Origin of the sequence: Fulvimonas sp. R45, from assembly GCF_030504985.1 — a bacterium.
Taxonomy (GTDB): Bacteria; Pseudomonadota; Gammaproteobacteria; order Xanthomonadales; family Rhodanobacteraceae; genus Rhodanobacter_A.
On the sequence record NZ_JASERU010000004.1, the window covers coordinates 1 to 25,943 of the forward strand.

The following is a 25,943-nucleotide window of genomic DNA, read 5'->3' on the forward strand; positions in this document are numbered from 1 at the left end:
AGGCCGACTAGACTGTTACCCATGTCCTGGCACGGGTGTAACCCATCTCCCCGGTCCATACAGGCCAGCAAAGAGAAGTAGCTCGGGCGCCGGCAGGCGTCCGAAAGCCCGCCGCAGGCGGCCCCCCCCCCGATCACGCCAAACGAGAAACCCCGCCTCATAGATCCGGCCCGATCACGATATGCAACTCCACCCCATGGTGGTCCCTGTCGCGCACCGGCGTGCCGAAGTCGAGCCGGATCATCCCTACCGGCGAGCGCCAGCGCAGCCCCAGCCCCGCGCCGATCTTCGGCCGGTAGTCGGTGCCGTTGAAGGCGTTGCCGGCGTCGACGAAGGCGGCGATGCCCCAGTCGCGCGTGAAGTAGTGTTCCACCGTGGCGCTGGCCACCAGCAGGTTGCGGCCGCCGATCACGCGGCCATAGCTGTTCTTCGGGCCGATCGCCTGGTAGCCGTAGCCGCGCACCGAGCGGTCGCCACCGGCGAAGAAGCGCAGCTGCGGCGGCAGGGCGGCGAAGTCGCCGGTCCAGGTGGTGCCGGCGGTGCCGCGCAGGATCAGGCGGTCGCGGCGGGCGAACGCGTCGATCCATTTCGCATCGGCCATCAGCTGGCTGAAGCGCGTGCTGGAAAGCAGCGTGCCGGCGGTGCTGCGCGCGTACAGGCCCAGCGACCAGCCGTGGCGCACGAAGCTGGGGTTGTCGGCCTTCTTGCGGGTGAGCGAGGCCTCGGCGAACACCAGCTTGCTGCGGCCGTGCTCGATGCCGGGCGCGTTGTCCGGCTCGCTGCCGCGCTTGCCCACGGTGAAGGTGCCGATCAGCGCGTGCACGCCCAGCGTGCGCACCCAGCCGTGCCACTGGCGCGTCTCGTTGCCGACCAGCTCCAGCGTGCGCGACTGCGAGGTGTCGGTATCCGCATCGCGGAAGTTCGCGCCGTAGTTGAAGCTGCGCTGGTCGGGGCCGGGCATCGGGACGGAATACAGCGTCGACAGCGTCTTCAGCCGCTGCGCCAGCACCAGCTCGTTCTTCCACTTGTGGCCGCGGTCGTTCACCCAGCGCCGCTCGATGCCGCCGCGCACGCCGAAGCCGGTGTCGGTGCCGATGAACGGGCCGCCGGTGTAGATGGTGCGCTTGGCCGGCACCAGCTGCACGGTGACGTCCACGGTGCCGTGGTTGGCCTCGTCCACGTCGGGCAGCACGTTCACCACCGAGAAGTAGTCGGCGCCGGTCAGCGCCTGCTGCAGGGCCAGCAGCTGGTCCTGGTCGAAGTAGTCGCCATGCTTGAACGGCACGTAGCGCTGCAGGAAGCCCTCGCGGAACTGCGAGCCCTCGAACTTCACCCGGCCGTAGCGGTAGCGGGTGCCGGCGTCCCAGGCCAGCTTGACCGCGGCGCTGCGTTCGGCGCGGTGCACTTCGACCCGGCGCGTCTTCAGCTTCGCGTCGAGGAAGCCGGCGGCGGTGAGCGCGCCGGACAGCGCGTCGCGGTCGGCGTCGTAGGTGGCGTCGTCCAGGCGCTGGCCCTTCAGGCGCTCCAGCTTGCGTTCGGCGCGGCGGATCGAGGGCACCGCCAGCGCGGCCTGGTCCAGCTGGATCTCCACCGAGGTCACCTTGACCGGCTCGCCGGGTTTCACGTGCAGGGTGACCTGCCAGTCCTTGCCCACCTTGCGGAGGTCGCCGGTGACGGTGGCCTCGTAGTAGCCGTAGGGCTGCAGCGCGGTGCGCGCCTGCTCCGGCGCGCGTTCGTACAGGCGCCGCGCCTGGGCGTCGCTGAGTTCGCGGCTGGCGTATTGCGACAGGCTGACGCCGGCCACCACGGCGCCCTTGAGCGGATCATCCACGCCGTCCACCGTCAGCTTCACGCCCGCGTGCGCCAGGGCGGGCAGCAGGCCAAGGACCAGGCCCCAGCGGGCGAGGCCCGGACGTCGGGAGCAACGGCGCATGCGAGGGGTTCCGTCCTCTTGGGGTGGCTCCGCCCTAGCTTAGCGCAGCGTTCGTTGGCTTCTTATGAATGGGCTTTCAGCCCGCCTTGTCGCCGGAGCGGTGGGCGATCCAGGCGCCGACCAGGGCCGACACGTAGGGGATCGACTGCGCGCCGAGGATGAACATCCACAGCATGCCTTCGATGTAGTGCGTGCCGAAGCTCGTCGCCATGCCCACGATGCACAGCACCAGCGCCACCGCCATCAGCAGTTCCTCGCGCACGGGCGCGAAGGCGGCGAAGCCGCTGCCGCCGATGCGGCGGCTCTTGGCGGTGACCACGAAGGAGGTCTTCTCGCGGGTGAGGCCGTGCAGGATGCCGCGCGCGATGGCGTGCGACAGGCCCATGCTGGCCAGCGAGGCCATCAGGGTGTCGTACCAGCCGCAGGGCACGCGGGCGCGGTACAGCACGATGCCGAAGATCGCCTTGGCGAAGAAGAAGCCGATCACCGGGATCAGGAACAGCTGCATCGGCAGGCTGAACAGGTCGGGGAAGGCGACCATGCCGGCGGTCCAGAAGATCGCCATCAGGGTGAAGACCAGGTGCAGCGCGTCGGCGAACCAGCTGAACCAGCCGGTGAGGAAGTGGAAGCGCTGGCCGGCGCTGAGCGGGCCCTTCTTCGTCATCCAGTCCCAGCGGCCCTTGAGGATCTGCATCGCGCCGAACGCCCAGCGGTAGCGCTGGCTCTTGTAGGCCTTGAAGTCGGCCGGGGTGAGGCCCTTGCCCATCAGCTCGTCGACGTAGACCAGCTCGTAGCCGGCGTGCATCAGGCGCAGGCCGAGCTCGGCGTCCTCGCAGATGGTCCACTCGGACCAGCCGCCGGTGCCTTCCAGCGCGCTGCGGCGGACCATCGTCATGGTGCCGTGTTGGATGATCGCGTTGCGCTCGTTGCGGTGGTGCATGCCGATGCGGAAGAAGCCGTCGAACTCCCACGCGGTCATGCGGCGGAAGCGGTTGTGCTCGAAGTCGCGGTGCGCCTGCGGGCACTGCACCACGGCCACCTTCGGGTCGTGGAAGTGGCCGGTGAGGGTGGCCAGCCAGTCCGGGCGCACCACGTAGTCGGCGTCGATCACCGCCACCACGTCGGCCTCGGGCGCGGTTTCCTTCAGGCCGAAGTTCAGCGCGCCGGCCTTGAAGCCGGGCCACGGCTCGAGATGGAAGAAGCGGAAGCGGCGGCCCAGTTTCTCGCAGTAGTCCTGCACCGGCTTCCAGATCGCCGGGTCCTTGGTGTTGTTGTCGATCACCAGCACTTCGAAGTTGGCGTAGTCCAGCTCGGCCAGCGAGTCCAGCGTGACCTGCACCATCTCCGGCGGCTCGTTGTAGCAGGCCAGGTGGATGGAGACGAACGGCTGCTTCTCGGGCGGGTCGGGCCGCAGCATGCCGGCCTCGCGGACCCATCGGCGCCGCCACAGCACCTCGGTGAACTCGAAGCCGTTGATCAGCAGGATGGCGAGGATCGCGATCTGGGCCGGGAACAGCAGCACCAGCATCGTCCAGTCCACCCAGTCGAGGTAGAAGTTGAACGGCAGCGTGGCCGACCACACGACCAGCCCGCAGGCCAGCTGGATCAGCATGCAGAAGAACAGCCGCCCCATCAGCCTGAAACGGTCGAAGCGGCGCGCGAACCAGACCATCGGCAGCAGCGCCAGCAGGCTGGCGGCCAGCGCCTTCCACGGCCAGGCGGTGTCCTCGGTGACCGGGCCGGTGAACGGGAACTTCAGCTGGCGGTCGGCGTTGAACATGCCCCAGTAGGCCTCGGTGCGGCCCGAGAGCTGCTCCTTCCAGGGCTGGTCGAACGCCTCCATCACGTAGTAGTCGATGTGGTCGCGCTTGGCCACGTTGAACCACTCGCGCAGGAAGATCGCCTCGTTGGAGATGGAGGGCGAGGCGTATTCGTGGCGGTCGCCGTTGGACGGCCAGCCGATCTCGCCGACCACGATGGGCTTGTACGGGTACAGCTGGCGCAGGTGCTGGTAGCTGCCCAGCGCGGCGCCGATCGCGTCCTTGCGGTCGATGCCGTTCCAGTACGGGAACAGGTGCACGGTGATGAAGTCCACGTGCTCGGCCAGCTCGGGGTACTTCTCCCAGATGAAGTCCGGCTCGGCCACCGACACCGGCTGGCGGATCGCCGCGCGCACGCGGTCGACATAGGCCATCAGCTTCTCGGGCGGGATGTCGTTGCGGAACAGCACCTCGTTGCCCACGATCACCCGCGTGATCGTGTCCGGGTAGCGCCGCGCCATCGCGATCAGCGCCTCGATCTCCTTCTCGTTGTTCTCCAGCCGGGTGTCGATCCAGGCGCCGGCCAGCACCTTCAGCCCTTCCTTGTGCGCCAGCCGCACCACCTGCGGGTTCTGCAGCATGGAGTAGGTGCGGATGTGGTCGCTGTACCGGTGCAGCAGGCGCAGGTCGGAGTCGACCTGGGCGTCGCTGGGGAAATCGTCGTGGAGCGGGCTCTGGTGGCGCTGGAACAGCGACACCGCGAAGCCGTTGATCGGCCCGTGCCAGTCCTCGGGGCCGTGCGGCAGGTTGCTCCACCACCACAGGCCGATGTTCATGGCGGCCACCACCAGCGCCAGCAGGATGGCCGCGAGCAGCGGAGGTCGGCGTGGCGGGTTGGTGGGTATGGCGCTCAAGAAAGTCCCCGTGGGTGCCTCTCCAGAGGCAGGCGAAGCCCGGGGAGCTTACCCAATGCGGCGCCACGGGCTCAATAAAGGCGGCCTGCCGTGGTCAGCGCCAGGTCAGGCCGGCTCGTGGCGGGCGGGGTGCGCGGCGCCCGCGTGGCGCGGCCGGGCAGGGCGCCCGGCCGCGGGCAAGGCTCACTTCAGCAGCGAACGCAGCATCCAGGCGGTCTTCTCGTGTTCCTTCAGGCGGCCGGTGACCATGTCGGCGGTACCCTCGTCGCCGGCCTTGTCGGCGGCCTTGATGGTGTCGCGCGCGGTGGCGGCGGCGATTTCGTGGCCCTCGACCAGCTGGGCCACCATCTCCTTCCACTCCGGCACGCCGGGCTCCTCCTTCACCGAGCTGAGCTTGGCGAACTGGCTGTAGGAACCCGGGGCGAACACGTCCAGCGTGCGGATGCGCTCGGCCACCTCGTCGGCGGCCAGCCACAGCTCGTTGTACTGCGTCTCGAACATGGCGTGCAGGCTGTTGAACTGCGGGCCGGTGACGTTCCAGTGGAAGCTGTGCGTCTTCAGGTACAGCGAGTAGGTGTCGGCCAGCAGCTTGGACAGGTGCCTGGCGACCTGTTCCCGGTCCTTCTTGGGAATGCCGATGTTCAGTGCCATGTAGTGCTCCTTGGTCGGTCTCGAAGTCGAGGTCGAGACAGACATTACCCCTTCGCCGCGCGATGGGGAAATGGATACTGCCGATACAGGCGATAGCCTGCGGCTATCATGTAGGACTGCATGAACGACACGTCCCCCCGCGCCCCGAAACCCGTGCCCGAATCCCGCCTGCGCGACCTGCGCCGGGCGCTGGACGGCGCGTGCACCCGCGACTTCGGCCGCCTGCTCGGGCGCTGGCGCGGGCTGTCCAGGCGCCCCGACGAAGGGAAGCTGGCGGCGCTGGCCGCGGAGATCGAGGCTTCCGCGGCGAAGCGCCGCGCCCGCGCCGGGGCGAAGCCGGCGGTCCGGCTGGACGAATCGCTGCCGATCGCCGCGCGCGCCGACGACATCGTCGAGCTGATCCGCGGGCACCAGGTGGTGGTGATCGCCGGCGAGACCGGCTCGGGCAAGACCACCCAGCTGCCCAAGCTGTGCCTGGCCGCCGGCCGCGGCGAGGCCGGCATGATCGGCTGCACCCAGCCGCGCCGGCTGGCCGCGCGCTCGGTGGCGCGCCGCGTGGCGGAAGAGCTGGGCACCCAGCTCGGCGACCAGGTGGGCTTCCAGGTGCGCTTCACCGACCAGGTGTCCGAGCGCACCCTGGTGAAGTTCATGACCGACGGCATCCTGCTGGCCGAGACGCAGGGCGACCCGTGGCTGTCCGCCTACGACACGATCATCGTCGACGAGGCGCACGAGCGCAGCCTCAACATCGACTTCCTGCTCGGCTACCTGAAGCGGCTGGCGGCGAAGCGGCCGGACCTGAAGATCATCGTCACCTCGGCCACCATCGACACCGCGCGCTTCGCCGAACACTTCGCCGGCGCGCCGGTGGTGTCGGTGGAAGGGCGCGCGTACCCGGTGGAGCTGCGCTGGCGCCCGGTCGACCAGGCCGGCGCCGAGCGCGCGCGCGGCCTGAGCCAGGGCGGCGCCGAGCACGTCGCCGCCGTGCTCGACGAGATCATGGCCGACCGCAGCCTGGGCGGCGGTCCCGGCGACGTGCTGGTGTTCCTGCCCGGCGAGCGCGAGATCCGCGACGCCCACCTGCTGCTGTCGCGCCGCCAGTACCGCGAGACGGAAGTGCTGCCGCTGTACGCGCGGCTCTCCGCCGCCGACCAGGACCGCGTGTTCAAGCCCGGCCCGAAGCGCCGCGTGGTGCTGGCCACCAACGTGGCCGAGACCTCGCTCACCGTGCCGCGCATCCGCTACGTGGTCGACACCGGCACCGCGCGGGTGAAGCGCTACAGCCAGCGCAGCCAGCTGGAACGGCTGCACGTGGAGCCGGTGTCGCAGGCCGCCGCCGACCAGCGCAAGGGCCGCTGCGGCCGCATCGGGCCCGGCATCTGCTACCGCCTGTACGACGAGGCCGATTTCGCGGTGCGTCCGCGCTATACCGACCCGGAGCTGCTGCGTTCCTCGCTGGCCAACGTGATCCTGCGCATGCTGGCGCTGAAGCTGGGCGAGGTGGACGACTTTCCCTTCCTCGACGCGCCCGATCCGCGCGTGATTGCCGACGGCTATCGCCGCCTGGCCGAGATCGGCGCCATCGACGGCGAGCGCCGGCTCACCGCCACCGGGCGCACGCTGGCGAAGCTGCCGATCGACGTGCAGCTCGCCCGCATGCTGGTGGAAGGCGAGCGGCTCGGCGCCCTGCGCGAGTTGCTGGCCATCGTCGCCTTCCTCAGCATCCAGGACCCGCGCGAACGCCCCGCCGACGCGCGCCAGCAGGCCGACGCCGCGCATGCGGCCTTCGCCGACCCGAAGTCCGACTTCGTCGGCGTGCTGAACCTGTGGCGCGACTACGCGCAGGCGCACGAGGAGCTGACCCAGTCGAAGCTGCGCGACTGGTGCTCGCGGCATTTCCTCAGCTTCATGCGCATGCGCGAATGGCGCGAGCTGCACCGGCAGCTGCTGCTGGTGGTGCAGGAGCTTGGGTGGAAGCTCGATGCGGTTTCTCCCTCTCCCCTGCGGGGAGGCCGAGCTGTTTCTCCCTCTCCCCTTCGGGGAGAGGGGCGGGGTGAGGGGCCAACCTCGCGAGGCGCCGGCAGGAACAAGCGCGCTTCGCATGCAAGCTCCCGCGAGCACCCGCCCCTCACCTCAATCCTCTCCCCGCAGGGGAGAGGAGGCGAACGCGAAGAGCCCGCCATCGTTGAAAAAGAAGCTGCGCTTCTTTTTGAGACGGTCCACCGCAGCCTCCTGGCCGGCCTGCCGACCCAGGTGGGCCGCAAGGACGAGCGCGGCGTCTACCAGGGCACGCGCGAGCGCAAGTTCCAGGTCTTCCCCGGCTCGGCGCTGGCCAAGGCATCGCCGAACTGGATCTTCGCCGCGCAGATCCTCGACGTGGGCGGCAAGGTGTGGGGCATGATGTGCGCCCGCGTCGAGCCGGCCTGGATCAAGCAGCAGGCGGCGCACCTGCTCAAGTCCAGCTGCCGCGACCCGCACTGGTCGAGGAAGCGCGGCTGCGTGGTGGCATACGAGCAGGTCAGCCTGTTCGGCCTGACCCTGGTCGAGCGCCGCCCGGTCACCTTCCAGCAGCAGGATCCGGCGCTGGCCCATGCGATCTTCCTGCGCGAGGCGCTGGCGCGCGGCGACATCGACGCGCGCGCCGACTTCGTGCGCGCCAACCTGCGCGTGCTGGAAGAGGCGGCGGGCATCGAGGCGAAGCAGCGCCGAGAAGGGCTGGTGCGCGGCGAGGACGAACTGGCCGGCTTCTTCGAGGGCAAGCTGCCGCGGGACATCGCCAGCAGCCGCGCGCTGGACGCCTGGTACCGCAACGCCCGTCCCGCCGAGCAGGCGGCGCTGCGCTGGTCGCTGGACGACGTGATGGCCGGTGGCGCGGGGCTCGATCCGAAGGCCTTCCCCGCGACGCTCGAGCTGCCGCCGCAGCGCTACCGCCTCGAATACCGCTTCGTCCCCGGCGACGAGGCGGATGGCGTGACCCTGCAGCTGCCGCTGGCGATGCTCAACGCCTTGCCCGCCGCGCGCTGCGAATGGCTGGTGCCCGGCCTGCTCGCCGACAAGGCGGCCGAGTTGATCCGCGGCCTGCCCAAGGCGCTGCGGCGCAACTTCGTGCCCGCGCCGGATTTCGCGCGCGCCTTCGCCGAGGCCGAGGCGCCGCGCGACCAGCCGCTGGCCGCGGCGCTGGCCGCGTTCCTGAAACGCGCCACCGGCGTCGACGTCGACGCCGCCGCGTTCACCGCGGTGGAACTGGCGCCGCACTTCCTGATGCGCTTCCGCCTGCACGACGACAGCGGCCGCACCCTGGCCGCCGGCCGCGACCTCGCCGCGCTGCGCGCGCAGTGGGAAGGCCGTGCGCGCGAGGCGTTCTCGCGCAGGACCGACGTGGAGCTGACCCGCGAGGACGTCACCGCGTGGGATTTCGAGGAGATCCCGCGCGAGGTGCGCTCATCCGGCGGCCTGCTGGCGTTTCCCGCCCTGGTGGACCTGGGCGAGGCGGCCGCGCTGCGCGTGTTCGAGCGCCGCGACGAGGCTGCCGCGGCGCATCGCCAGGGCGTGCTGCGCCTGCTGCGCAACGCGCTGGCCGGCGAGTTCAAGCAGGCGCGCCGGCGCCTGCCGATCGCCAACCCGCTGGCGCTGAAGTACGCGCCGCTGGGCGGCGTGGACAGCCTGCGCGAAGACCTGGTCGAGGGCGGCTTCGCCGACCTCGTCGCGCGCCACGACCTCGACGCGCGCAGCGCCGGCGCGTTCGAGGCGCTGCGCACCCAGCTCGCGCACGGGTTGTTCGCCGCCGCGGTGGAGCGGCTGAAGCTGGCCGAGCCGGTCATCGAGGCGCAGGCCGAGCTGAAGCCGTGGCTGCAGCCGCCGATGATAGGCTTCGCCCGCGCCAGCTACGACGACCTGCGCGAGCAGCTCGACGGCCTGCTCGCGCCCGGCTTCCTGCGCGAGCTGCCGCCGGCGCGGCTGGCGCATTTCCCGCGCTACCTGAAGGCCATGCGCCTGCGCGCCGAACGCCTGCGCCAGGACCCGGCGAAGGACCAGCAACGCATGCTGCAGGTGCTGCCCTACTGGCGCGAGTACCTCAGGCATCGCACCGCCGATGACGCGGGATTGGACGAACTGCGCTGGCTGATCGAGGAATGGCGCGTGTCGCTGTTCGCGCAGGAACTGAAGACGGCCGAGCCGGTCTCCGCGAAGCGCTTGGCCAAGGCCAGCGCTTCCATGAAAGAAAGCTAGCCGAAGCTCGTAGGCATACCGCGCGAACGCCCGTCCAGGAAGCGAACCCGCCCGGCCCGTTCGCCCCTTCTCCCCTGTGGGGAGAAGGTTGGGATGAGGGGCGGGTGCTCGCGAGAGCTTCCATGCGAAGCGCACGCGCTCTTTCCAGCTTCTCGCGAGGTTGGCCCCTCACCCCGGCCCTCTCCCCGGAGGGGAGAGGGAGTAACCCCATCCCGCCCTCAATTCGCCGGCTGTACCCGCGCACTCGCGTTGTATCCCTCGACCTTCAGCAGCCAGCCGCCGACCAGCCCGGGCTTGATGGTGATGGCCGGCGCATCCAGCGCCCTGCCGGTGTCCAGCGCGCTGTCGTCCACCACCCGCCAGCGCTGGCCGTTCGCCAGCGTCAGCACGTCGCCCGGTTGCCAGCCGCGGAAGCGGCCGGCCACGTGGCTGACGATGGCTTCGCGCGATGGCCTGGCCTTTGCCGGCGGGAAGCCGGCGTGGCCCGAGGCGCGGTCCGCGGCGGCCGTGGCGGAACGGGCCTGCGAAGGCGGTGGCAGCAGGGCGCCGGGATGGGCCGCCAGCCAGCGCTCCAGCGTCTGCAGTTCCTGCGGGCTGAGCTTGTCGAGGCCGGCCTGGTGGAAGGTCGCGCCGTCCATGCTCTGCTGCAGCGAGGGCATGGTCTGGGCATGGACGGCGCCGGCGGCGGCCAGCAGGACGAAGGCGAGGGGGCGGTACAGGCGCTGGAGCATGGGGAAACTTCGTTGGGGAGCGGGGAGTGCAGCGCGGGGAAGCGCGCCGCATTCTGCGCGTTCGGCGGCCCTTCCGTAAGAGTCTGTTCACGATCTCCAAGTACCTCGCGCTGGCCTCGCATGGCCGTCAGGTGGTGGTGCGTGGCGCCGGCCTGCCTGGCGGGCAGGCCAAGCCGCGCGCTGCCGCATGGCGGCCATGCGAGGCCAACCCGGAGGGCCGGGTCTGTTTGCGCACAGGCCGGCGTCATCGCTCAGTCGTGGACGGACGTCCACTCCTTCACTCTTCCTTGGCCTGCGCGCAAACAGCTCCCGGCGCGGGGTACTTGGAGATCGTGAACAGACTCTGAGGCGCCCTACAATGGGCGCATGGTCCAGAGCACTTCCTCCAGCGTCGCCCCCGGCACGGACTGGCGCACCCGCGTCGGCCCGTCGCCGCTGCTGGCCGAGGCGCTGGACGCGCTCGCCGCCCGCGCCGTCGACGAGGCAGCCTGCCGCGACCTGCTCGAGCTGCTGGCCGACCTGGGCTGCGATGCGCCCACCCTGGCCGCCGCGGCGTGGTTCGAACTGGCGCGGCTCGACCCGGCCGCGTGGGAGCGGCGGGCGCCGCAGCTGCCCGAGGACCTGCGCCGGCTGGTGGAAGGCCAATTGGCGGCGGAGAAGGTGTGGGCGCTGCATGCCCAGCGCGGTCCCGGCGGCGGCTCCGAAGGGCTGCGTCGGCTGCTGCTGGCGATCATCCGCGACCTGCGCGTGGTGTTCGTGCTGCTGGCGCGCCAGCTCGCGCGCATGCGCGCAGCGACCGCGCTGCCGGAAGCCGAGCGACAGGCGCTGGCACGGCTCACCCGCGACATCCACGCGCCGCTGGCCAACCGCCTGGGCATCTGGCAGCTGAAATGGGAGCTGGAAGACCTGGCCTTCCGCTATCTCCAGCCGGAGACCTACAAGCGCATCGCGAAACTGCTCGACGAGCGCCGCGCCGACCGCGAGGCCTTCATCCGCGAATCGCTGGACGAGCTGGGGCGGGCGCTGGCCGCCGCCGGCATCACGGCCGAACTGGCCGGTCGCCCCAAGCACATCTATTCCATCTGGAAGAAGATGCAGCGCAAGGAGCTGGAGTTCTCCGAGCTGTACGACATCCGCGCGGTGCGCGTGCTGGTGGACTCGGTGGCCGACTGCTACGCCGCGCTGGGCGTGGTGCACGCGCTGTGGCCGCACCTGCCGCGCGAGTTCGACGACTACCTGGCGCGCCCCAAGGGCAACGGCTACCGCTCGCTGCACACCGCGGTGATCGGCCCGCGCGGCAAGACACTGGAAGTGCAGATTCGCACCCACGAGATGCACCGCGCCAACGAGCTGGGCGTGGCCGCGCACTGGCGCTACAAGGAGGGCGGCGGTGCCGATGCCGAGTTCGAGGCCAAGATCGCCTGGATGCGCCAGCTGCTGGACACGCGCGGCGGGGACGAAGGCGCGCTGGCCGCGGAGCTGCGCACCGAGCTGATCGAGGACCGCGTCTACCTGCTCACCCCCAAGGGCGAGGTGTTCGACCTGCCGCACGGCGCCACCGTGCTGGACTTCGCCTACCACGTGCACACCGAGGTGGGTCATCGCTGCCGCGGCGCCAAGGTCAACGGTCGCATCGTGCCGCTGACCTTCCAGCCGGCCAGCGGCGACCGCGTGGAGATCCTTACCGCCAAGTTGGCCGAACCCAGCCGCGACTGGCTCTCGCCGCATCATGGCTACCTCAGCACCGGCCGCGCGCGCGAGAAGGTGCGCGCCTGGTTCCGGCGCAGCGCGCAGGAGGCCAACCTCGCCGCCGGCCGCGCCATCTTCGAGCGCGAGCTGCGCCGCCTGGCGCTGCCCGAGGCCGACCTGGCCCGGTTGCCGTCGCATTTCCACCTGAAGAACCACGACGAGCTGCTGGTGGCGCTGGCGCTGGGCGAGGTCACCCCGGGCCAGATCGCCCGCGTGCTGCAGGAAGCCGCGCAGCCGCTGCCGGAAGTCACCCAGTCGTCGGCGCCGGTGGCCTCGCGGCACAGCGCGCTGGACCAGGGTGCGCTCAGCATCGAGGGCGTGGGCAACCTGCTCACCTCGCTGGCGCGCTGCTGCCAGCCGCTGCCCGGCGACGCGGTGCGCGGCTACATCACCAAGGGCCGCGGCGTGTCCGTGCACCGTGCCGACTGCGCCAGCCTGGCGCGGCTCGCCGCGCGCGAGCCGGACCGGGTGATCGAGGTGAACTGGGGCCGCGCCGCCGCCCAGGCCTACGAGGTGGACATCGAACTGCGCGGCTACGAGCGCAAGGGCCTGCAGAAGGACGTGGCCAGCGTGGTCAGCAACGCCAACGTGGGCATCATCGCCTCGTCCAGCCGCCTGTTCACCCGCACCGGCGAGGTCGAGATGCGCTTCACCCTGCGCGTGCGCGACTTCGAACAACTGTCGACCTTGCTGGACCGGCTGGTGGCGTTGCCAAACATCGTGGATGCGCGGAGGGTGGGGGGCGCTTGAGTGCCGCTCCTGTTGTTGCCGCGAGTTTGTTGTTGGTACGGGGTTGGGTGACCGTCTTGGCGTGGCGCCACGGTTGCTCGTCTGCGGCGGGGTTTCGCTGACCTGCCGGTCAGCGAGTCACTTCTCTTTGCTGGCCCACGTCACCGCAGGAGCGGTGGCGAACGGCGAAGCCGGCCCGAAGGGCGGAGGGCAGGATGCCCGGAGTCAAGAGAAGGAACCAAGAGAAATGGCCTGTGGAGCCCGCCGACCCTACAAGCCGTGGCGCTCGAGGTGTTCTGGAATTGGTGCGACATCGCCCGTTCTACCTACGGCCACACCGCGCCGTCGCCGGTGACTGAGGTCGGGAAAGGACCGCTGCAAACGGCTGCTCTCCGCTTGCTCCAACGTCGCCGACCGTCCGCTCCAACGTGGCGTGCGTGCTCCGCGTTGGCCTCACACTCCATTCCCCTCACTGTCCCCCATCCTCCCTCACCATCCCCCATTCCCTCACCGCCATTCCGGCGAAAGCCGGAATCCAGAGCCTTTGCGCCTTTGCTCCGAAGCCCCTGCAGTTGGCTGGCCGCCAGTTGAACGCGGCGGGTCCCGATGCGGGCCCGCAAGCCCCGCAATGCTAAGCTCACAGGTCGAACAGGCGGCTTTCTGGAACCCATGAGCGGACATCGCGACCCGCATGCCACCGGCCCGCACGGCCGCACCGAACCCCGGCTGGGCGACCTCGGCCAGTTGGAGGGGGACTCCCCGCGTGCGCGCGTCGACGATGGCCTGCCGTCGCTGCTGGTGGAGCCGGACCAGCGCCGCGCCGCGCCGCCGCCCAGGGCGCCGCGCCCGCGCCGTCGCGGCTGGCTGTGGCCGCTGCTGGCGCTGGTGCTGCTGGCCGTGCTGGTGGTGCTGTGGCTGAACCAGGGACACCTGCGCTCGCTGGTGCCGCGCACCGACCTGGACAGCGTGCTGCACCGGGCCCAGGTCGCGCTGCAGGAAGGGCGCCTGGACGGTACCGACGGCACCAGCGCGCGCGAGCTGTTCGAGGCCGCGCGCGCGCTGGAGCCGGACAACGACCGCGCGCTGGAAGGCCTGCACGAGGTGGGCGAGGCCGAGGTGGCGAGCGCCGACGCCGCGCTGCGCGCGGGAAAGCTCGACGAAGCCGACCAGGCGCTCGCTTCCGCGCGCGAACTGCTCGGCGGCGGCAGCGAAGTGGATCGGCTGGGCCAGGCCATCGCGAAGGCGCGCAACGCCAACGGACAGGTCGACGCCCTGATCGACCAGGCGCAGCAGGCCTACGCCGCCGGCAAGCTGGACGGCAACGACGGCGCCGGTCCGCTCTACCAGCGCGCGCTGGCCGCCGATTCCGACAACGCGGTGGCCAAGCACGGCCTGGACCAGGTCGGCGGCGCGCTGGCCGCGCAGGCGCGCAAGGCGCTGGCGGCCGGCGACCGCGCCGCGGCGGACGCGCTGGTCGGACGCCTCGCCGCACTGCTGCCCAACTACGCCGAGCTGCCCTCGCTGCGCGCGGCGCAGACGCAGCTGCAGCAGCAATCCGACGCCACCCTGGCGACCGCCCTGCAGCAGGGCCAGGACGCGCTGCGCTCCGGCCGTGTCGCCGGTGCGGGCGACGACACCGCGCTGGCGCACTTCAAGGCGGCGCTGGCGATTGATCCGGACAACGCCCAGGCCAAGGCCGGCCTGGGCCAGGTGGCCGCCGCGCTGGTGGTGCAGGCCAACGCGGCCATCGACGGCGGCGACACCGCGCAGGCGACGTCGCTGCTCGACCAGGCCGCCGCGCTGGCGCCGAGGTCGGCCGACCTGCTGGCGGCGCGCGCGCGCCTGGGCGCGCATGCGCCGGCGCCCGCACCCATTCCCGCCGGTGACGCCGCGGTGGCCGGCGACCGCGACACCTCGCCGCCGGTCGCGCTCGACCCGCAGCAGAAGGCCAAAGTGGCGGCGCTGGTGCAGCGCGCCCGGGCCGCCGCCGCGCGCGGCGAGATCATGACGCCGCCGGGCGAGTGCGCCTACGACCTGTATCGCAACGCGCTGGCCATCGACGGCAACGACCCGGCCGCGCGCGCCGGGCTGCAGGGCCTGCCGGCGCTGGTCACGCGTGAGTTCGGCCAGGCGCTCGACGGCGGCAACCTGGGCCAGGCCGGCAACCTGCTCGACGCGCTGGACAACCTCTCGCCCGGCGACGCCAGCCTGGTCCCGCTGCGCCAGCGCCTCGCCGGCGCCTGGCTGGACCAGGCCGAGAAGCAGCTCGACGGCGGCAACCGCGGTGGCGCCGCGCAATCGCTGGAGCAGGCGCGCAAGCTGGCGCCGAACCATCCGCGCGTGCAGGAACTCACCGCGCGCATGCAGGGCGGCGCATGACCGTGCTGGTGTTTGGCGGCAGCGGCCAGATCGGCCGCTACCTGCTGCCGGCGCTGGGCGAACGCGGCGAACCGGTATGGGCGCTGAGCCGCCATCCGCGTCCCGCCTGCGACGGCGTGCGCTGGATCGAAGGCGCGCTGCCCGGCGGCGTGCCCGGCGTGGCCGGCGTCTCCGCGGTGATCAGCCTGGGCCCGCTGGATGCCTTCGCCGCGTGGCTGGCGCAGGCCGACCTGCCGCTGGCGCCGCGGGTGGTCGCCACCAGCTCGATGAGCGCCGAGAGCAAGCGCGAATCCCTGGTGCCGGCCGAACGCGCGCTGGCGCAACGGCTGCGCGACGGCGAGGCGGCGCTTGCCGCCGCCTGCGACCGGCTCGGCTGCGCATGGACGGTGCTGCGTCCCACCCTGATCTACGGCGCCGGCATGGATCGGAGCCTCACCCCGCTGGCGCAGCGCGCCCTGCGCACGCGCGTGTTCCCGCTGCCGGCCGGGCGTGGCCTGCGCCAGCCGGTGCATGCGGAGGACATCGCGCGTGCGGTGCTGGCCGCGTTGGACACGCCCGCCGCCGCGGGCCGCGTGCTGCCGCTGGGCGGCGGCGAGCGCCTGCCCGCGCGCGAGATGTTCGCGCGCGTGCGCCGCAGCCTGCCCGCGGCCACGCTGCCGCTGCCGCTGCCGGCCTGGCTGCTGCGCGGCGCGCGGCGTTCGCTGCCGCGGTTGGCCGGGCCGCTGCAGCGGCTGGAGGCGGACCTGGTGGCGGACAACGACGAGCTGGTCCGCCTGTTGCGCGTGACGCCGCGGCCGTTCCGGCCGGACGCCGCCTGCTGGCGCCCGCCGGCGTGAGCGTGCAGCGCCACTGCAAGCGCCCGCCGCCGGCCGCGTTCGGCCACGTCTGCGCGGGTGGCGTTCATCCGCGCGCCGGGTGGGCGGCCCTATGATCGGACCACTGCATCGCCGGAACCTCCCACGTTGGCCTTCCTGACCCGAACCCGTGCCGCCCTGCGCGCCAGCTGGCCCTGGCTGCGCATCCCGTTCTGGATCGCCGTGGGCCTGTTCTTCGGCTTCCTGCTGCCGTACACGCTGGTGCTCAACAAGCGCGTGCAGGACCGTTTCGACGACCTGGTGTTCGCCGTGCCCACCCGCGTGTTCGCGCGGCCGCTGCCGCTGGCCGCGGGCGAGCCGATGACCGCGGACGCGCTGAAGCTGGAACTCACCTTCGCCGGCTACAGCGACGACGGCAGGGGCCAGGTGCCCGGCAGCTGGGCGCGCGATGGCTCGACCTGGCTGATCTCCTCGCGCGGCTACGTGGACCCGGACGGCGGCGAGCTGCCCAAGCGCATCCGCGTGGTGCTGGGCAAGGGCGTGGTCGCCTCGGTGCGCGACGCCGCCAGCGGCAAGCCGATCGAGCTGACCCACCTCGACCCCGCGCGCATCGCCACCGTGTACGGCGCCAAGCAGGAGGACCGCCGCATCGTGCAGCTGGCCGACGTGCCACCGTTGCTGGTGTCCGGCCTGCAGGCGGTGGAGGATCGCGGCTTCAAGCACAACATCGGCATCGACATCGGGGCGATCCTGCGCGCGGCGTTCGCCAACCTGCGCGCGGGGCACACCGTGCAGGGCGCCTCCACGCTCACCCAGCAGCTGGTGCGCAACCTGTTCCTCAGCCGCAAGCAGACCTTCACGCGCAAGGCCAACGAGGCGCTGATGTCGGTGCTGCTGGAGATGCACTACAGCAAGGCGCGCATCCTCGAGGCCTACGTCAACGAGGTGTTCCTCGGCCAGCAGGGCAGCCAGGCGGTGCACGGCTTCGCGGCGGCGTCGGAGTTCTACTTTGGCCGCAGGCTGCAGGACCTGCGCCCGCAGGAGATCGCCATGCTGGTCGGCATGGTGAAGGGGCCGAGCTACTACGACCCGCGCCGCTACCCGGATCGCGCGCTGGCGCGGCGCAACCTGGTGCTGCAGGAATTCGCCGACACCGGCCTGCTGACGCCGGCGCAGGCGAAGGCCGCGCAGGCCACGCCGCTGGACGTCGTCGACAACGGCCAGCTGCCGCACAACCGCTTCCCGGCGTTCATGCAGCTGGTGCGCGCCCAGATCACCAACGACTTCGACGAGGACACCCTGCGCAAGGGCAACCTGTCGATCTACACCACGCTGGACCCGGCGGCGCAGCTGTACGCCGAGCAGGCCATCGACGAGGCGCTGAAGGACCTCGGCAAGCGCGGCCACGGCATCCAGTCCGCGGCGGTGGTCACCGACTCGCACAGCGGCAGCGTGCTGGCGGTCGTGGGCAGCCGCACGCCGGGCGACCAGGGCTTCAACCGCGCGCTGGACGCGCAGCGGCCGATCGGCTCCACCATCAAGCCGTTCGTCTACCTGGTGGCGCTGACCCAGCCGCAGCGCTGGAACCTGGCCACCGCGCTCGACGACAGCCCGATCAGCATGCGCCAGCCCGACGGCTCGATGTGGACGCCGCACAACGACGACAACCAGAGCCACGGCATGGTGCCGATGGTCGACGCGCTGGCGCACTCGTGGAACCTCGCCAGCATCCACCTCGGGCTGGACGTGGGGCTGCCGCGCATCCAGGCCTTCCTGAAGTCGTTCGGGCTGGAAGGCGTGAGCGCGGGGCCGTCGATGCTGATCGGCGCGATTGACCTGGCGCCGCTGCAGGTGGCGCAGATGTACGAGTACCTGGCCTCCGACGGCCATGCGCTGCCGCTGCTGGCGGTGCGCGGCGTGGTCGACGCCGGCGGCCGCACCATCAAGCGCTACGAGGTGCGCAGCGGCGCGGGCGAATACCAGCAGGCGGTGCGCCTGGTCACCTGGGCGATGCAGCAGGTGGCCACCTACGGCACCGCGCACGCCATCGGCGATTCCGGCCTGGCCTGGCTGCACGCGGCCGGCAAGACCGGCACCAGCAACGACCTGCGCGACAGCTGGTTCGCCGGCTTCACCGGCGACCGCCTGGCGGTGTTCTGGATGGGCCGCGACGACAACAAGCCGACCAGCCTGTTCGGCGCCACCGGCGCGCTGCGCGCCTGGCGCAACCTGTTCGCCAAGTTGCCCACCCGGCCACTGTCGCCCGCGCCCGGCGAGGGGCTGGAGATGGCCACGATCAACCCCGCCGACGGCAAGCGCACCGATCCCGAGTGCGAAGGCGCCCGGCAGGTGCCGGTGGTCGCCGGCTCGTTGCCGGCCGACAGCGAGGGCTGCTTCTGGCAGCGCGTCGGTCACCTGTTCGGCGGCAACCCGAACGCGCCCGCCCCGCCGGGCACGCCCGCCAACGTGCCCACCACCGATGTCCCCGTCACCAACGTCCCCGTTTCCGGAAACTGACATGTCGCACCGTACCGTCCGCCGCTGCCTTCCCGCCGCCTTCGGCCTGGGCGCCGCGCTGCTGCTGGCCGCCTGCGGCGTGTCCGAGACGCCGCGCCGCGAAGCGCCGCCGGCGCCGTCCAACGCGCAGATGGTGCAGGCGATCCGTGCCGCGGGCGATCGCGAGCAGTCGGTGATCAACGTGCATCCGCTCGCCGACCCGGGCGTGACCGCGCTGCGCGACGCCGCGCGGGCCGATGAGCAGGCCGGTCGCTACGCCGACGCTGCGCATCGCCTCGATCAGGCGCTCAAGCTCACCCCCGGCGCGCCCGACCTGCTGCAGGACCGCGCCGAGGCGGCGCTGTACCTGGGCGACTACGCCATTGCCGAGCGGCTGGCGCGGCAATCGTGGTCGCTCGGTCCGAAGCTGGGCCCGCTGTGCGTGCGCAACTGGCAGACCGTGCTGGAGCTGCGCCAGCGCGCCGGCGACGGCGCGGGCGCGAGCGCGGCGCGCCAGCAACTGGCGGCCTGCCACAAGGCCGGCGTGCAGCGGTTCTGACCGGACTGCAACGGCTCAGAATTTCGCCGCGATCCGCCATTCGCTGCGCAGCACGGCGGCGTAGCTGCCGCCGTCGTCGAAGCGTTCGCCGGCGGCGTCCCGCACCGCCTGGATGCGCGCCATCCGCGCGGTGAGGCCCGGGCGGCGCAGAGCCTCGCCGATCACCTGCCAGCATCCCGGCGCGGTTTCCTGCAGCACGACGAAGCCGGGACGTTCCTGTGGTGGGGCGACGGACTTGGCCGGGGGCATGGCGGCTCCTGCATGGGTTGCTGGACAGGCTCAGAACAGTGGCGCGAGCAGCATCACGATGCCCACGACGCTGGCCGCCCAGACCAGGGTGCGCAGGTACGGGATGCCGGCGACGTAGACCGGTACGTAGACCAGCCGCGCCCAGACATAGAGCTGGGCGCCCAGCGCGGTCGTCGCATCGTGGCGCTGCAGCGCGATCGTGGCCAGCACCACCGCGGCGAAGAACGGAAAGGTCTCCAGGAAGTTGGCGCGGGCACGGTCCAGCCGCGCGACCGCCGTCGGCAGGCCGGGCATGGCGGCATCGCGCGGTCCCGCCGCCCAGCCCAGGCCGTATTTCCCCATGGCGAGCAGGGTAGGCAACAGGACCTGCACGAGCCCGAGCACGATGCTCCAGGCCAGCATGCGCAATTCGATGCTCATGGCGATCTCCCGCGGGTGGTGCCGGCATGGTGGACCTCGCCGGCGGTCCGCGCCAGCGGTTTGCCGCCCGGCCGGGCTGGGCGATACTGGCGCGATGACCGATCCCGACGACACCGCCGCGCTGCTCGGCCCCGACGGCCCGTTCGCGCGCGAGCTGCCGGACTTCGCACCGCGCGCGGAACAGCAGGCGATGGCCCGCGCGGTGGAGCACGCCATCGCCGGGCGCGAGACCCTGGTCGCCGAGGCTGGCACCGGCACCGGCAAGACCTACGCCTACCTCGTGCCCGCGCTGCTGTCGGGCGAGCGGGTGATCGTCTCCACCGGCACCAAGGCGCTGCAGGACCAGCTCTACTTCCGCGACCTGCCGAAGGTGAAGTCGGTGCTCGGCGTGCGCCGGACCACGGCGCTGCTGAAGGGGCGCGCCAACTACCTGTGCCTGTACCGGCTCGACCAGACCGTGCGCGAGGGCGCCGGCTTCGACAAGCCGCAGGCCGCGCAGCTCGCCGCGATCCGCGCGTGGTCGGCGCGCACCCGCCACGGCGACCGCATGGAACTGGCCGAGGTGCCGGAGGAGTCGCTGCTGTGGCCGCGCGTCACGTCCACGCCCGAAAACTGCCTTGGCGTGGAATGCCCGTTCCACGACGACTGCCACGTGGTGAAGGCGCGCCGCGAGGCGCTGGAGGCCGACCTGGTGGTGGTCAACCACCATCTGCTGCTGGCCGACCTCGCGCTGAAGCAGGAAGGCTTCGGCGAGATCCTGCCGGGCGCGCAGGCCTTCATCCTCGACGAGGCGCACCAGGTGCCGGAGCTGGCCGGCCAGTTCTTCTCGCAGAGCGTGAGCGCGCGCCAGCTGACCGACCTGGCGCAGGACGCGCTGCGCGAATGCAGCGGCGTCACCGGCGCCATCGGCCTGCTGCTGGAGCCGGTGGAAGCGCTGCAGGGCGCGCTGCGCACGCTGCGCCTGGCGCTGGAGCCGCTGCCCGCGCGCGGCCCGTTCCAGCAACTCGACGCCAGCGCCGCGGTGCGCGGGGGCCTGCACGACCTGCGCGAGGTGCTGGCCGCGCTCACCGACCTGCTCGCGTCGCAGGCCGAGCGCTCGCGCGGTTTCGCCAACGCGCACGAGCGCGCCGCGCTGCTGGGCGAACGGCTGGAGCGCATCGTCGAGGGCGGCGCCGGCGAGGACGTGCGCTGGTACGAGCGCTTCCCGCGCGGCTTCGCGCTGTACGCCACGCCGCTCGACCTGGCCGCGCCGCTGCGCGCGATGCGCGAACGCACCCAGGCCGCATGGGTCCACGTTTCCGCCACGCTGTCGGTGGCCGGCAGCTTCGGGCACTTCGCCCGCCAGCTCGGACTGGAGGAGCCGCGGACGCTGCTGCTGGACAGCCCGTTCGACTACGCGCGGCAGGCGCTGTGCTACCTGCCCGATGGCCTGCCCGACCCGAACGCGCGCGACTACACCGAGCGCGTGCTCGACGCCGTGCTGCCGGTGCTGGAGGCTTCGCGCGGCCGCGCCTTCCTGCTGTTCACCTCGCACCGCGCGCTGCGCCGCGCCGCCGAGCTGCTGGCCGAGCGCGTGGCGTGGCCGCTGTTCGTGCAGGGCGAGGCGCCCCGGCACCAGCTGCTGGAGGAGTTCCGCCATTCCGGCCACGGCGTGCTGCTCGGCGCGGCCAGTTTCTGGGAGGGCGTGGACGTGGCCGGCGAGGCGCTGAGCGTGGTGGTGATCGACAAGCTGCCGTTCGCCGCGCCCGACGACCCGGTGCTGCAGGCGCGGCTGGACGCGCTGGAAAGCCAGGGCATCAATCCGTTCATGGGCTGGCAGGTGCCCGCGGCGGCGATCGCGCTGAAGCAGGGTGCGGGGCGGCTGATCCGCAGCGTGCACGACCGCGGCGTGCTGGTGCTGTGCGACCCGCGGATCTCCACCAAGGGCTACGGGCGGCTGTTCCTCGCCAGCCTGCCGGCGATGCCGCGGACGCGGGAGTTGGAGGATGTCCAGGCATTTTTGGGAACGTGAGCCGCGTGGTCGGTATTGGGCACCGAAATCAAGCCGAAACCTTTTGAACCGGACCGGGTTCACGGTTTGCCCAAACCATCCGTCCATTCACCGTTGACGGTCGTGTGGATAGTGATGACCATGCCGATGTCGAAACAACCGCAGTGCTACTCGAGAAGGAGATCGAGCAAGATGAGCGATGTGATCCAGAACGCGTTTCTGTAGTCATACAACGGCTTGTCTACACGGATAAATCCGTCATATCGACGATTAGCGTCGTGAATAAGTCGACGGGGGCACGCTTCAGCGGTTACACGCTGGAAGACATCCATGCGGGCGACAAGGGCAACAAGCCACCTGTTCCCCCTGGCACCTACCGCGCATTCACGAGAGCCGATGGTCCCAAGGGCTGGCGCTTGGAACTGCGTGCCGTGCCCGGGTACTCGCACATTGAAGTGCACGTGGGGAATTTCGTCAAAGACGTCGAGGGGTGTTTCGCCGTCGGCACCAGTCATGGCAAGGACGCTGTTTGGAGCAGTCGAGAAGCCATGCAGCAAATGCACAAAGTGGTGGGCGACGCCAGGCATGTCGATATCGTCGTCACGGTCATCGGCTCGCAACGCAAATCTTGAACGGGTGTACCGCATGAACCATTCACGGATGCTGACAGCCTTCCTGCTGACTTGCGTCACTGCTGGCTGCGCCGCACACGCGGTAAACGGCCAGCGCCACGTTGCGGCACATTCGTCGAAATCCTCCAGCGAGTCCCGCTGCGCGATGGCTGGCAGCGTCCTGAAGAACCTGCAGGCCGGCCAGACGGGTGCCATCGCCGCCGCCTTGCATATGCGCCGCCAAGGCTGCTATGCGGGATCGACACTCGAAGACTTGGATGTGGCGATGGGCGACGTGTTTTTCGCCCACCCGAGGACGGTGCACGGGATCTTCGCGCAGCAACACGTCACGACCACGGAAGCACAGGATCTCCTTCAGGCCACGCCGTGGTCGTATGTGGACAGATTTTGTGCGCAAGAGCGCCTGTTCCAACAGCGGATCGCCGCGGTCAAGGCGCTTCCCGCCACCAGCTTCGACCGGACCAAGGTCGTTGCCGCCCTGCAAGACACCTTGCAGATGGTCACGCAGGCGTGCAGCGAGCATCCTGAAGGAGAGGAAACCGGTACCTCGAAGTGAATCGAGGTTCCGCGCGGGCACACGACTGTCCGAGGCATCCAGGCCGGATGCCCTCGGCGGCTATTCGGACGCGGTGCGCAGGGTGCGTCCGTGGCGGTGCACCTCGTCCACCAGCACCTTCACGTGTTCGGGATCAACCTCGGGCGTGATGCCGTGGCCGAGGTTGAACACGTGGCCGGGGTGGTTGCCGTAGCTGTCGAGCACGGCGCGGACCTCGCGGCGGATCACCTCGGGCGAGGCGCGCAGCACGGCGGGATCGAGGTTGCCCTGCAGCGCCACCTTGCCGACCACCGCACGACGCGCGTCGGCGAGGTCGACGGTCCAGTCCACGCCGAGCGCGGCGCAGCCGCTGCCGGCCATCTCGGCGAGGTGCTGGCCGGCGCCCTTGGCGAACAGGATCACCGGCAGTTCGCGCGCGTGCGGATCGTCCTTCAGCTCGGCGACGATCTGCGCCATGTAGCGCAGCGAGAATTCGCGGAACGCCGCGGGGCCGAGCAGGCCGCCCCAGGTGTCGAACACCATCAGCGCCTGCGCGCCGGCGGCCGCCTGCGCGGCGAGGTAGGCGGCGACGCTGCGCGCCAGCACGTCGAGCAGCCGGTGGGCGAGGGCAGGCTCGTTCCAGCACATCGCCTTGGGCGTGGCGAAGTCGCGCGAGCCACGGCCTTCCACCATGTAGCAGGCCAGCGTCCACGGGCTGCCGGCGAAGCCGATCAGCGGCACGCGGCCGGCGAGCTCGCGGCGGATCAGGCGTACCGCATCGGTCACGTAGCGCAGTTCGGCGTCCATGTCGGGCACGGCGAGCTTCGCCACGTCGGCCGCGCTGCGCACCGGGCGCGCGAACTGCGGGCCTTCGCCCTGGGCGAACGACAGGCCCAGCCCCATCGCGTCGGGAATCGTGAGGATGTCGGAGAACAGGATCGCCGCGTCCAGCTCGAAGCGCCGCAGCGGCTGCAGCGTCACCTCGCAGGCCAGTTCCGGATTCTGCGCCAGCGCCATGAAGCTGCCGGCGCGCTCGCGCGTGGCGCGGTACTCGGGCAGGTAGCGGCCGGCCTGGCGCATCACCCAGACCGGCGTGGTGTCGACGGGTTCGCGCCGCAGCGCGCGGAGGAAACGGTCGTTCTTCAGGGGGGCGTTCATGCGTTCAGCGCCCGTGCGGGCCGTCGAGCCCCTGGGCGAACATCAGCCGGTAGCCGCGCTTGAGCTGCGCATCGCGGGCCTTCTCGAAGGCGCTGAAGGCGGCGTCGCGTTCCAGGAACTGCTCGCGCCGCAGCGTGGCCTTGCCGCCCTGCGTGCCCGACTCGCGGTACAGCGTCCAGCCGCCGAGCAGGTCCTGCTCCAGCACGATCTGGACGTAGCGCGGCGCTTCGGCCGCGGCGGGCATGGTTTGCAGGTAGAGACGCATGGCATCCGTGAGGGTGCGGTGCGGCGGGGAATCGCCGCGGATGCCGCATTCTAGAAGGCCGGGGCCACCGTGGCGAGCGCGCCGCGCGTCACGCGGCGCGGACGGCCTCGTCCAGCACGGCCAGGACGTCGGTCTCGTCCACGCCGCCCACGATCTCCGCCTTGCCCACGCCGCGCCACAGGATCAGGCGCAGGCTGCCGGCGGTGTTCTTCTTGTCCAGCCGCATCAGGGCGAGCAACTGCTCCGGGTCGAAGCCGGCCGGCACGGCGACGGGCAGGCCGACGGCCTCCAGCAGGCGGTGCAGGCGCGCGGTGTCGGCCGCGCCGGCCATGCCCAGCCGTTCGGACAACCGCGCCGCCAGCAGCATGCCCACGGCCACGCCTTCGCCGTGCAGCAGGGCGGTGTAGTTCCCCGCCGTCTCCAGCGCGTGGCCGAAGGTGTGGCCGAGGTTGAGCAGGGCGCGCTCGCCCTGTTCGGTCTCGTCGCGCGCCACCACGCCGGCCTTGTAGCGCACCTTGCGCGCGATCGCCTCGACCAGCGCGTCGTCGTCGCGCGCGGCCAGCGCGTCGGCGTGCGCTTCCAGCCAGGCGAAGAACGGCTCGTCGCCGATCGCCGCGCCCTTGATCACCTCGGCCAGCCCCGCGCGGTATTCGCGCGCGGGCAGGGTGGCGAGCGTGTCGATGTCGGCCACCACCGCGCGCGGCTGGTGGAAGGCGCCGACCAGGTTCTTGCCGGCCGGCAGGTTCACGCCGGTCTTGCCGCCGACCGAGGAATCGACCATCGCCAGCAGGGTGGTGGGCATCTGGATGAAGTCGATGCCGCGCATCCAGCACGCGGCGGCGAAACCGGCCAGGTCGCCCACCACGCCGCCGCCCAGCGCGACCACGCAGGCGTCGCGGGTGGCGCCGAGCCGCGCCAGCGCCTCCAGCGCGCGGCCCACGTTGGCGAAGCTCTTGTGCGCCTCGCCGTCGTCGAGCAGGAAGCTGGACCAGTGCAGGCCGTCCAGCCCGGCGGCGACGCGGTCGAGGTAGAGCGACGCCACGGTGGTGTTGCTGAGCACCAGCGCGTGGCGGCCGCGCAGGCGCGCGCGCCAGCGCGCGGCGTCGCCGAGCAGGCCGCGGCCGATCCAGACCGGGTAGCTGCGCCCGCCGAGGGCGACGTCGATGGTGTGCGGGGTCGCTGGGGTCATGCCGCGTGCTGCCGTTGCCAGTGGGTATCGATGAGGGCGATGCAGCGCGCGGCCGCGGCCGCCACGCCTTCGTGCAGGCCCGGGATCTCGAGATCCGCCACCTCGCCGTACAGCGGATCGCGGGTCGCCGCCATCGCCTGCAGCCGTTCGCGCCGGTCGGCACCGGCCAGCAGCGGGCGCTGGGTGTCGTGGCGCAGGCGTTCGAGCTGCTGTTCCAGCGTGGCCTGCAGCCAGACCACGTAGCCGTGCGCGGCGAGCAGGCGGCGGTTGTCCGTGGCCAGCACCGCGCCCGCGCCGGTCACCAGCAGCACGTCGGCGCGCTGGCTACACTCGTCCAGCAACGCGCTTTCGCGGCGGCGGAAGCCGGCCTCGCCCTCGGCCTCGAACACGCGGCTCACCGGCACGCCGCAGGCGTGTTCGATCTCGTGGTCGAGGTCGACGAAGGCCAGCCCGTAGTGCGCCGCCAGCCGGCGGCCCACCGAGGTCTTGCCGGCGCCGGTGGGGCCGACCAGGAACAGGTTGCAGGACGGATTCATCGCTCAACTTTAGCAGCAGGTGT

General features: G+C 71.4%; 19 protein-coding genes. 9 read left to right on the forward strand and 10 right to left on the reverse strand.

All coding sequences use genetic code 11. The annotated features are described in order from the left end of the window. Positions 1 to 157 precede the first annotated feature (157 nt). The 3 genes from QMK61_RS04570 to QMK61_RS04580 all read right to left on the reverse strand — a co-directional run bounded on the left by QMK61_RS04570 (position 158) and on the right by QMK61_RS04580 (position 5,258). Complete coding sequence (locus tag QMK61_RS04570; protein ID WP_302070768.1) at positions 158 to 1,933, reverse strand: autotransporter assembly complex family protein; 1,776 nt, start codon at positions 1,931 to 1,933, stop codon at positions 158 to 160. Positions 1,934 to 2,009: 76 nt separating this feature from the next. Next, positions 2,010 to 4,529 carry a glycosyltransferase family 2 protein gene (locus QMK61_RS04575; protein ID WP_302071160.1) on the reverse strand — a complete coding sequence of 840 codons (2,520 nt, stop codon included), beginning with the start codon at positions 4,527 to 4,529 and terminating at the stop codon, positions 2,010 to 2,012. Positions 4,530 to 4,790: 261 nt separating this feature from the next. Continuing rightward, complete coding sequence (locus QMK61_RS04580) at positions 4,791 to 5,258, reverse strand: Dps family protein (protein WP_302070770.1); 468 nt, start codon at positions 5,256 to 5,258, stop codon at positions 4,791 to 4,793. Positions 5,259 to 5,378: 120 nt separating this feature from the next. Between QMK61_RS04580 and hrpA the strand changes: the two genes are divergently transcribed. Continuing rightward, positions 5,379 to 9,488, forward strand: a complete 4,110-nt coding sequence (hrpA, locus tag QMK61_RS04585) for an ATP-dependent RNA helicase HrpA (RefSeq protein WP_302070772.1) — start codon at positions 5,379 to 5,381, stop codon at positions 9,486 to 9,488. A 218-nt stretch (positions 9,489 to 9,706) separates the two neighbouring features. On the opposite strand, the gene QMK61_RS04590 is transcribed toward hrpA, so the two are convergent. After that, a complete protein-coding gene (locus QMK61_RS04590; protein ID WP_302070774.1) occupies positions 9,707 to 10,219 on the reverse strand; it encodes a hypothetical protein in 513 nt (170 codons plus the stop codon). Positions 10,220 to 10,585: 366 nt separating this feature from the next. Here QMK61_RS04590 and QMK61_RS04595 point away from each other — a divergent pair, with 366 nt between their 5' ends. The 5 genes from QMK61_RS04595 (at position 10,586) to QMK61_RS04615 (ending at position 18,946) form a co-directional block, all read left to right on the forward strand. Next, entirely contained in the window at positions 10,586 to 12,718 is a 2,133-nt protein-coding gene (locus QMK61_RS04595; RefSeq protein ID WP_302070777.1) for a bifunctional (p)ppGpp synthetase/guanosine-3',5'-bis(diphosphate) 3'-pyrophosphohydrolase, read from the forward strand. A gap of 648 nt (positions 12,719 to 13,366) precedes the next feature. After that, positions 13,367 to 15,076: a tetratricopeptide repeat protein gene (locus QMK61_RS04600; protein WP_302070779.1), complete on the forward strand. Its 1,710-nt coding sequence runs from the start codon at positions 13,367 to 13,369 to the stop codon at positions 15,074 to 15,076. Further along, positions 15,073 to 15,912, forward strand: coding sequence for an NAD-dependent epimerase/dehydratase family protein (locus QMK61_RS04605; RefSeq protein WP_302070781.1), 840 nt, complete (start codon positions 15,073 to 15,075; stop codon positions 15,910 to 15,912). Before QMK61_RS04600 ends, QMK61_RS04605 begins: the two co-directional genes overlap by 4 nt. Positions 15,913 to 16,038: 126 nt before the next feature. Next, positions 16,039 to 18,408 carry a penicillin-binding protein 1B gene (gene mrcB / locus QMK61_RS04610; protein ID WP_302070783.1) on the forward strand — a complete coding sequence of 790 codons (2,370 nt, stop codon included), beginning with the start codon at positions 16,039 to 16,041 and terminating at the stop codon, positions 18,406 to 18,408. Position 18,409: 1 nt separating this feature from the next. Next, complete coding sequence (locus QMK61_RS04615; RefSeq protein WP_302070785.1) at positions 18,410 to 18,946, forward strand: tetratricopeptide repeat protein; 537 nt, start codon at positions 18,410 to 18,412, stop codon at positions 18,944 to 18,946. 15 nt (positions 18,947 to 18,961) lie between these two features. On the opposite strand, the gene QMK61_RS04620 is transcribed toward QMK61_RS04615, so the two are convergent. Both QMK61_RS04620 and QMK61_RS04625 read right to left on the reverse strand, forming a co-directional pair. Beyond that, positions 18,962 to 19,195 carry a hypothetical protein gene (locus QMK61_RS04620; protein ID WP_302070787.1) on the reverse strand — a complete coding sequence of 78 codons (234 nt, stop codon included), beginning with the start codon at positions 19,193 to 19,195 and terminating at the stop codon, positions 18,962 to 18,964. 30 nt (positions 19,196 to 19,225) lie between these two features. After that, positions 19,226 to 19,615 (reverse strand): MAPEG family protein, encoded by a 390-nt coding sequence (locus QMK61_RS04625; RefSeq protein WP_302070789.1) that lies wholly within the window; start codon positions 19,613 to 19,615, stop codon positions 19,226 to 19,228. Positions 19,616 to 19,709: 94 nt separating this feature from the next. Between QMK61_RS04625 and QMK61_RS04630 the strand changes: the two genes are divergently transcribed. The 3 genes from QMK61_RS04630 to QMK61_RS04640 all read left to right on the forward strand — a co-directional run bounded on the left by QMK61_RS04630 (position 19,710) and on the right by QMK61_RS04640 (position 22,793). Continuing rightward, entirely contained in the window at positions 19,710 to 21,626 is a 1,917-nt protein-coding gene (locus tag QMK61_RS04630; RefSeq protein WP_302070791.1) for an ATP-dependent DNA helicase, read from the forward strand. A 143-nt stretch (positions 21,627 to 21,769) separates the two neighbouring features. Beyond that, complete coding sequence (locus tag QMK61_RS04635; protein ID WP_302071162.1) at positions 21,770 to 22,237, forward strand: DUF5675 family protein; 468 nt, start codon at positions 21,770 to 21,772, stop codon at positions 22,235 to 22,237. A 13-nt stretch (positions 22,238 to 22,250) separates the two neighbouring features. Continuing rightward, positions 22,251 to 22,793: a hypothetical protein gene (locus QMK61_RS04640; protein WP_302070793.1), complete on the forward strand. Its 543-nt coding sequence runs from the start codon at positions 22,251 to 22,253 to the stop codon at positions 22,791 to 22,793. Positions 22,794 to 22,853: 60 nt separating this feature from the next. Here QMK61_RS04640 and hemE read toward each other — a convergent pair whose 3' ends face one another. The 4 genes from hemE to QMK61_RS04660 form a co-directional block, all read right to left on the reverse strand. Continuing rightward, a complete protein-coding gene (gene hemE, locus QMK61_RS04645) occupies positions 22,854 to 23,930 on the reverse strand; it encodes a uroporphyrinogen decarboxylase (RefSeq protein ID WP_302070795.1) in 1,077 nt (358 codons plus the stop codon). Between the two features lie 4 nt (positions 23,931 to 23,934). Beyond that, a complete protein-coding gene (locus tag QMK61_RS04650; RefSeq protein ID WP_302070797.1) occupies positions 23,935 to 24,195 on the reverse strand; it encodes a WGR domain-containing protein in 261 nt (86 codons plus the stop codon). Between the two features lie 88 nt (positions 24,196 to 24,283). Next, a complete protein-coding gene (gene aroB / locus QMK61_RS04655) occupies positions 24,284 to 25,384 on the reverse strand; it encodes a 3-dehydroquinate synthase (RefSeq protein ID WP_302070799.1) in 1,101 nt (366 codons plus the stop codon). Further along, positions 25,381 to 25,920, reverse strand: coding sequence for a shikimate kinase (locus QMK61_RS04660; protein ID WP_302070801.1), 540 nt, complete (start codon positions 25,918 to 25,920; stop codon positions 25,381 to 25,383). The genes aroB and QMK61_RS04660 overlap by 4 nt, the downstream gene beginning before the upstream one ends. Positions 25,921 to 25,943 lie beyond the last annotated feature (23 nt).